Below are 8559 nucleotides of genomic sequence, written 5' to 3'. Positions count from 1 at the left end.
ACCGATGCGGCGGGCAACACGGCCTCGACCTCGACCACGCTGACGGTCGATACCGTTGCGCCTGCGGTCGCGATCACGACGATCGAGGGCGGAGATAACCTCATCAGCGCCGCGGAAGCTGCCGGCGGGATCCAGGTCAGCGGCACCGCTGAGATCGGCTTGGCCCTGACCGTCAATGGTGCGGCGGTGACGGTCGATGCGACCGGTCACTGGACCACGTCGATCACACCTGCCGGCCAGGGTCCGCTGGTCGTGACGGCGATCGCGACCGATGCGGCGGGCAATACGGCCTCGACCTCGACCACGCTGACGGTTGATACGATTGTGCCGACTGGCGGGACGCCGGACCTCGTGGCGGCCTCTGACACCGGGCAATCGAATACCGATAACGTCACCTCCCACATCGCGCCAAGCTTTGCGATATCGCTCGATTCGACAGTTGCAATTGGCGATACAGTTCAGTTTCTGCTGAACGGCTCGGCATTATTGCATCCTGTAGCACATGTCATCACCTCCGCCGATGTTCTGGCCGGCTCGATCACTCTTACCGTGACGGCCGGTGACCTCGGGGCCGACGGCAATAAGCAGGTCGCGGCTCAGTTTAGTGACGCGGCTGGTAACACTTCGTTGACGTCGGCGCTGAGCTTTACGATTGATACTACGGGCCCAACTGAGGCGTTGGCGATCACGGCTATTGCAAACTCGGGAGGTTCGGCCTCGCTGACGGTGTCGGGTACGAACGGTGTGCTCGCTGTCGGAGAGAAAATCCAGATTAGCAGTGACGGCGGTGCGACCTGGATCGACGTCCTACAAAATACCCCGACCAGCTGGAGCCTGGTGGATGCCGCGGCACATCCACTCCACTACACCTACCAGGCGCGGATCATCGACGCCGCCGGCAATACCGGCAGTGTCGTCAGTCAAGCTGTGAACGGTGAGAGCTCAAGCGGCGTTGTTGCTGGCAATCTCAATCCCGCCAACAGCAGCAATGTTGCTGTCGCTGTACCAGCATCACCGCCCATTTCAGGCGTGTATGATGGCGTGAAGGCTTTCACGTTTGGCAGTGGCAATGTAAGCGTGTCGACCGCCAGTGGCGCGAGCATCACTGGCTCAAAACAATATAGCATTGAAGCGTTCTCGGCTTCCTCGGGAAGCGTTTCAGTGACGGCCGCTGGGAACAGCAGTGTTAGGTCCGGCAGCGCAGGCATTCTTGCTTACAATCAGGCGGCCTCGATATCGCAACTCAATGGCGCCACGACCAGTACGATCTCGGTGACCGCCAACGGCACCATCGAATCGGGAACTACTCTTACAGGTTCAGGCGCAAGACCCGCAGGAATTTTGGCTGTCTACAAAGGAGGGACGACCAACACAGTAAATCCAGCTGTGTTTGGCAACGTGATCATCGATAATTTCGCCTCCATCGTGGCCGCTGGTGGCGACGGAATTCGTGCCTACAATTATGGTAGTGGTAACGTCACGATCACCGATCGCGCGGGGTCAACGATCTCGGCAAGCGATGTTTTTGGCATCAGCGCAGGGACTTATGGAAGTGGTCAAGTTTCGATCACAATGGAAGCTGGCGCCATCGTCACTTCCGGTTCAATCGGAGTTCAGGCGATCAACCAGGCCACTGCGATTGGTGTCGCTGCCGCATCGACCGTGAGCATAACCGCGCGCGGGACCATCCATTCCGGCACGCATCTTACTCCGGGCGGATCCCAGCCTCAGGGAGTTTCGGCAGGCTATTATTCGAACGGAGTTTCGAACACGACCGTCAATGGAATCGTCTCGGTCGACAATTTTGCGAACGTGACCGCTGACGCTGGCACCGGCGTGAACGCTTACAACTGGGGCAATGGCGCCGTTACATTACTCGAGGAGGCCAGCACCAACGTCTGGGGTGCGCAATACGGGATAACGGCCTATTCGCTGAGTTCCGGTGTCGGCAGTTCCGGAAGTGTAACTATCACCGTGGGCCCGAACGCTACGATCACGGCCGGAGCCTTGTACGGGATCATCGCGATCGATGCTTCTGAGCGCAATGGCGGAAATATTTCGGTCACGACGTCGACCGGCGACATCATCAATTCCGGCGGCAGTGGAATCAGCGCAAGCAATCAGGCCGTTGGCACCTCATCGAATCCGATTACAGGGCAAATATCTGTAACGGCTTTTGGAACGATCAATTCAGCCTTCAACATGTTCACGGGTGGCGGCCAACCCGGGGGTATCTGGAGCGGCTATAACGCCGGAGGTAGCCAGACGGTCAATACTTTCGTGCACGGGAACGTCGTCATCGATACAGGCGCTACGATTAACGCGGCAGCGGGAGTCGGTGTCGGTCTCTACAATTTTGGAACGGGAGCGATCACCGCAACGCTTGAACAGTCGTCCCTTATAAATGCAGTTTCGGCGGGCCTGAACATTTTTGCGCAAGGAGGTGGCAATGTCACGATCGCCAATCATGGCGCCGTAACGGACCCAACCGGCTATGGAATAGTCGTGGGCACTGGGCAGCCATCGACCGGCGGCAGTGGTGTCATCTCGATCAGTAACCTGCACGATGCTGGAGGGCAGGCCACTTCCGGCGTGATGGTAGCGCTTGGATCTCTCAGCAACGCGACCATCCAGGTCAATAACTGGAGCAACCAAGGCGCAACGGTCACGAACTCCGGGACAATTGCGGCGACGCAGTTCTCCTTGACCCGGTTGAACACGGCCATAGGAATCTACAATGGGCCGAACAGCACGAATGTTGGTGGTGCTACCGTCAGCAATTCGGGCGGTGTCATCGGAAACGTGAACTTTAGCGCGGCGTCATTCAATATTAGCGCTGCTTCGTTCAACAACAATGCTGGTGGCGTCTGGAACGTCAACGGGCAGAATTACTTTGGCGGCGTCACGAACGCGATCAACAATGCCGGCACCATCAACGCGTCCGGCCTCAGCATTTTTTCGTCCTCGGGTCCGCTCGCGGTCAATAATACCGGATCCATAAATGTATTGGCTTTCGGAGCGGCTCTGGTCTTCGGCAACGTTTCCGGTCAGGGAGCGTTCACCATCGGCGATCATGCTGCGCTGGAACTCGGTGGCTCAGTTGCGGGCGGGCCGACCGGGCAGACCATCACCTTTGTGAATGGCAACGGGTTGCTGACGCTCGATAGTCCCTCTGCTTTCAACGGGACCATTGCGGGACTTTCGATCGGGGACACGCTCGATTTTCTCGGCGGTGTGACGGTATCAAGTGCCAGCATCAGTGGCTCGACATTGACCGTTACAGACAGCGCCCACTCCCAAACGTACTCTTATCAAGTTATTGGCGCCGCATCCGGGACAGCTTTCAATGTGCTGTCTGCGGATAAGATCGTCGTGATACCAATATCGGCGCTGTTTCCCACTACCACGCAGCGCTCATTTGCGCCCTCTTCGGGATCTTTCTATGTTCTCGCGAACGATACAATCTCCGGCACCGGTGTTGGCTTCGCGGTAAATTCCACAGACAGCAGCTCGGCCGATTATGCGACGGTTCAGATTAACCAAACGTCGTCAATTTCAGTCTCCGGAACGGGAGTCAGTTTAACGACGACCGGAGCCAATATCGCCCTCATCAATGCGGGGAGCATTACGTCGACGGCCGGCACAGCGATCGCAACGAACTCCGGATCGGGGTCGACGGACATCGTCAATTACGGCAGCGTGTCAGGCCAGGTCACTGGAATTGCGGCGCGCACCAATGGTGCCGGTCTGCTTTACATCGTTGCTGGTGGCTCGATTACCGGCACAACGTCCAGCGGCATTTCAGCGATTTCAACTTTGGGCGGCATAAACGTAACGACGGCGCCCGGACTACTGATCAACGCCGGAACCAACGGTATCCTCGCCCAGAATCAAGGTACTTCCGTGCCGGCTGGTAGTGGGGCGATTTCGATCTCGACCTCTTCCGGAACGATAAATGCTGGGACCAGCGCGATTTCGGTGTCCTATCTGTTAGGAACGAGTGCGCCGTCGACACCGCCCAACCCACCGAATGCTACGGTGTTTGGCGACATCACCATCGAGAACGTCGCCACGCTCAATGCGGCAGCGGGAGTCGGCATTTCCGCGAGCAACTACGGCGTTGGCAACATCTCTGTGTCCAACAATGCGAGCATTACAGCGACGGCGGCGGGTATAACTACTCCGGGCACAACGTCATCGCAGTATGGCATGGCCGCCTTTAACTACGGCTCTGGCAAGATCACAGTTACGACCGGGTATGGCTCGGTCATAAATTCCGGCAGTAGCGGTATCAACGTATCAAACCAGGCGACGGCGATCGCTGCGGCGGCGGCGAGCACTGTTACCGTTGTGGCGTTAGGGAGCATTAACTCAGGGGGCAACAACAACAACTCCGGTAGCGCGCCTTCGGGAATCCAGGCCGGCTACAACCCCGGTCTTGCGGGCGTGTTCAATGCGAACGTTTGGGGCGACGTGCTCGTCAACGCCAACAGTAACATCGCGGCAGCAGCGGGTGATGGTATCAACGCCTACAATTACGGCAATGGCGGCGTCACCGTTAATCTCGGGTCCAACGTCAATATTCAGGCGCTGACATCTGCGACGTCGGCGACAGGAAAGGCTCCGTACGGAATCAGCGCCTCCGTTTACGGGCCCGGCGACATTGCTGTGACAACAGCAAGCGGCGACGTGATAACATCAGGTAGCAGTGGTATCAGCGCGACAAATCTCGCAACCTCAATCGATGTGTCCGCAGCCGCGCTGATCACCATTTACGCCCAGGGTTTGATTCATTCCCAGTCGACTTTGACAAATAGCGGCGCGCAGCCGTCTGGAATTGCAGCCGGCTTTTTCGGCGGCACGAACGCGACGGTAAACTTGAACGTAAACGGCAGAGTGATTGTCAACAATGATGCAAATATCGTTGCCAATGCGGGCGTCGGCATCAATGCCTATCACTATGGAAACGGGGATATAACGGTCAACGATGCGTCTGGAACATCGGTGACCGGCGCACAGTATGGCATCGAGGCGCACGCCGAAGCCACCGGCAGTACAGGCAACATCGCCGTTAACGTCTATTCCGGAGCGACAATCACTTCTGGCACGAGCTACGGGATCTTCGCCTTCACCAAGGGTAGCGGAAATATCTCGATCATCACCTCGTCTGGCGGTGTCATCAACGCCGGCAGCGTTGGAATAAACGCCACCAATGAAGCGACCTCGATCGATGCCACTGCAAACAGCTCAATTGTCGTCACTGCGGCAGGAACGATCAATTCGGGAACGGGATTGACCGGAACGGGAAACCCGCCCGCGGGGGTCATTGCCGGCTATTTGGGGGGGACAGCCATCCCTGCCAGCTTCCCCCTGACCACTCTGTACGGCGATGTGACTGTTAACAATACCGCCAACATCGTTGCCGCTGCCGGCGACGGCATTCGCGCCTATACTTTCGGTATTGGCGACGTGACCGTGAATGATCTGGCGGGATCGATCACGGCGCTCGGCGGAAGCAGCCCCACCAACGGCTTCGGGGCCGGCGTTTCAGCGAACAACTACGGTTCCGGGAACATCAGCATTTCCACCGCAGTCGGGAATGTCATCAATTCCGGAAGCTCCGGCATAGCCGCGATTAATAAGGCGCCTTCCAGCGGATCGTTTGTCGTGCCTTCGACGAGCATGATCTCTATTTTGTCTTACGCTTCTATTTCTTCCGGCTCTATCCCGACGGCCGCAGGCGATGCGCCGGCCGGAATTTTGGCAAGCTACAATCCCAACGTTGCGAACGTTGCCGATGATAATGTTCACGGCAACATCCAGATCGACGACTACGGGTCTATTTCTGCAACCGCAGGAACGGACGGCATTCGCGGCGAAAACTACGGCACGGGATCGGTCACGATCACGGCGGAGGCCGGAGCGCTGATTTTTGGCGGGCGCTACGGCATTTCAGCAGTGAGCCACGATGGAGGAAACGTCGCCGTCACGAACTATGCTCATTCAGTCGGAACATTGGCAGCAGTGAATGCCATGACCACGTCTACCGGCACGGCGGTCGTCGATAACTATGGACATTTGGTCGGAGGCATTAACGCCTACAACGCAATCGTCACCAACGAACTTTCGGCGGATTGGTCTGTCAACGGAACAAGCACTTTCTCCGGCGTAAGCTTTCTATTCAATATGGGCACGATCGACAGCTTAGGCGCCTCGCTCATTTCTGGGCTCTCGAGCTTCGTTAATACCGGGATCATCGAGGCGCTGTCCGGGAGCCTGGAAGTTGCCAGCGCAATGACTGGCGCGGGCGTCGTCGACATCTATGGCGCAACAGTTCAACTCGATGCAGCTTCAGACGCGCATGTTCAATTTGCAACGAGCCAATCTGGTAAACTGGTCCTTGGGAGTCCAATCAATTTCACCGGTACAGTCACTGGTTTCGACTCTGGAGATGCCATTGATCTCAATGGGATAGCTCCTGCGAACGTGAGTATCAACGCTTCAGGTTCTCTCCATGTCAGCTATACAGGCGGAGGCTTTGATTTGGTCGGGGCCTATAGCGCTTCCGATTTCTTCGTCCTGTCGGATGGTGCGGGCGGCTCGGAGATCATCTGGAATCACCATGCGCCAGCCATTGTCACTGACCAGGTCAGCGTGGTGAACAATGCCAATGGAACGATGACGGTATTGGGCTTGCAGGTCTTGGACAGCGACGCGAACGCGTCGGCTGAGAGCTTCAGGTTGAGCGCGACGACCGAAGAGGCTGGATCGCGAAGTGCAGTGACTCCATCTGGCAGCAGCGGCTCCCTGACAGCGATCAATGGCGTCCTCGCGGCCGGCGCTGTCTACAACCCAGGTGCTGCACCGCCACTCGTCGACAAGTTCACGTTGACGGTAACTGATGGGTTTGGCGCAACGGACACCGTCAATTTTGTCTTCAACGGAGCTGGAGCAAGCTCCAACACCGTGCTGCAGGGCTCATCGGGAAGAGACGTAATTCTTGCTTCAACTGGATCGGACACGCTCAGCGGCGCAGGTGGGCCGGACCAGTTTGTGTTCGCGCCGACCTCTTCGGGGCCGTCCGTGCAACACACAGTGACCGACTTCATCGTTGGGTTAGACCGGCTTGACGTAAGGCAATTCGCCGGTCTCACCGCGGGATCGCTACCTGCCGAAACCCAACAGGGAAGCGACACGCTGATTACGCTCGATAGTCACGACACGATTCTGCTAAAGAATGTCAATGCCACGGCGGTGCACGCCAGCGACTTCATTTTCCATACCTAGATACTCGATTGCAATTGCTTGACCCTTCGAGGGAAGTCGCTGGCGGTTTCGAGAACAATGGAAGCGATTGGTCCAATGTTCATTCAGATCCGCGCCCTATACGATGCGTGCGGTTATTTTTGTCTCACGGCGGATAAGTGAAGTATGTTCCAACGCAATCGTAACTTGCCGATGGCGCCGGGTCGATTGGTCTTCGAAAAGTCCCTGATCGAGGGCCAGAGGATAGTCGTCGCTTCCTCCGCGGGGAAGAGGTTGGCTGGTAAATCAGGCATCGTCACCGCTAAAGGCAGGAGCAAGAGCCAGGTCAGGGTTCTGCTCGACGGCTCCAAGGGGCCCATCACGCTGCACGCGCGCTTTGTAGACTTGCCGAAAGGGCAAATGTTGCGAGCATTGGGGGAGTTCCTCCAGCCCATATGATGGTGTTATCAAACGACGGTCCCGTGTGATATGAGTTGTACGAAGGCTTGTGCGGGTGGAGCGTGTCGCGCGCGATGCGAACCGACGTCATTAATCGATATTCGCCCGTCGTTTACCGCTGCGATGTATGAACTATTGCAGTCTCGCATTGAGTGAAAATGCTTTACGAGATGACATCATGATGGGTGTACGTGATCACCGCTTGGCTTGGCGAATCAGAAGCAAAATTAAAAGAATCAGCAGCGTAATCACCAAGAATGTTTAGGTGTACGGCTTCCGCTCCCGTTTGTGATTGTTAGCATGCCGCTAGTCTGCCCAGGATTTTGGATGTAACTGACGATGGCAGAACTGGTATTGAAATTGTTGAGCTCGATAACGTCCGAATCATTGAATCCCGAAATCGTCCCGCTGAAATGGAAGGCATCTCCGAGCGAGAGAGCGCCCCTGCTGGCTACGCCAAATACGACGTTTGCGCTCGATGCGGCTTCGAAGGCAGCAGCTCTTTGCCGTCGATTATCGCCGTTCCATCGCCGCCAACGGCACCTTGCGCAGTTAAATTGGCATCATTTGCCGTAAGCGTCGCTCCGCTCCCACCTTTCTCGCGGCACATGGGATAGGCGAGTTTCACGATCTCTTTGAAGGGAGAGGCTTGTGTCTATGCTTGACCATACGCTTAAGTCGGACGGGACGGCGCGCCGGCTAGAAGTGATCATGGAGACGGGACGCCGTCGTTGGTTCTCCAAGGACGACAAGGCCCGAATCGTCGAGGAGACGCTGGTGTCAATCGGCGTTCAAATTTGACCCCGTATCGGCGTCCAATTTTGACCCCTTTGAGCGACGAGTCTTGACGGTAGC

General features: G+C 56.9%; 3 protein-coding genes. All 3 read left to right on the top strand.

Annotated elements, in window-relative coordinates; translation table 11 throughout:
• The first annotated feature begins 159 nt into the window (after positions 1 to 159).
• The 3 genes from AC0L3U_RS37995 (at position 160) to AC0L3U_RS37985 (ending at position 8505) form a co-directional block, all read left to right on the top strand.
• On the top strand, positions 160 to 7287 hold the full coding sequence (locus AC0L3U_RS37995; RefSeq protein WP_473364912.1) for an Ig-like domain-containing protein: 7128 nt from the start codon (positions 160 to 162) through the stop codon (positions 7285 to 7287).
• Positions 7288 to 7431: 144 nt separating this feature from the next.
• A complete protein-coding gene (locus AC0L3U_RS37990) occupies positions 7432 to 7704 on the top strand; it encodes a hypothetical protein (RefSeq protein WP_456765736.1) in 273 nt (90 codons plus the stop codon).
• Positions 7705 to 8361: 657 nt separating this feature from the next.
• Complete coding sequence (locus tag AC0L3U_RS37985) at positions 8362 to 8505, top strand: hypothetical protein (protein WP_473295544.1); 144 nt, start codon at positions 8362 to 8364, stop codon at positions 8503 to 8505.
• The last annotated feature ends 54 nt before the right edge of the window (positions 8506 to 8559 follow it).

The organism is Bradyrhizobium sp. Kon69, assembly GCF_055807515.1.
Note: the sequence above shows the minus strand (reverse complement) of the source record. Positions and strands in the feature narration are given on the sequence as shown.

What these genes read in the sequence shown, in the direction of transcription:
- AC0L3U_RS37990 (WP_456765736.1), top strand. Translation starts at nt 7,432, where the DNA reads ATGTTCCAACGCAATCGTAACTTGCCGATGGCGCCGGGTCGATTGGTC.
- AC0L3U_RS37985 (WP_473295544.1), top strand. Translation starts at nt 8,362, where the DNA reads ATGCTTGACCATACGCTTAAGTCGGACGGGACGGCGCGCCGGCTAGAA.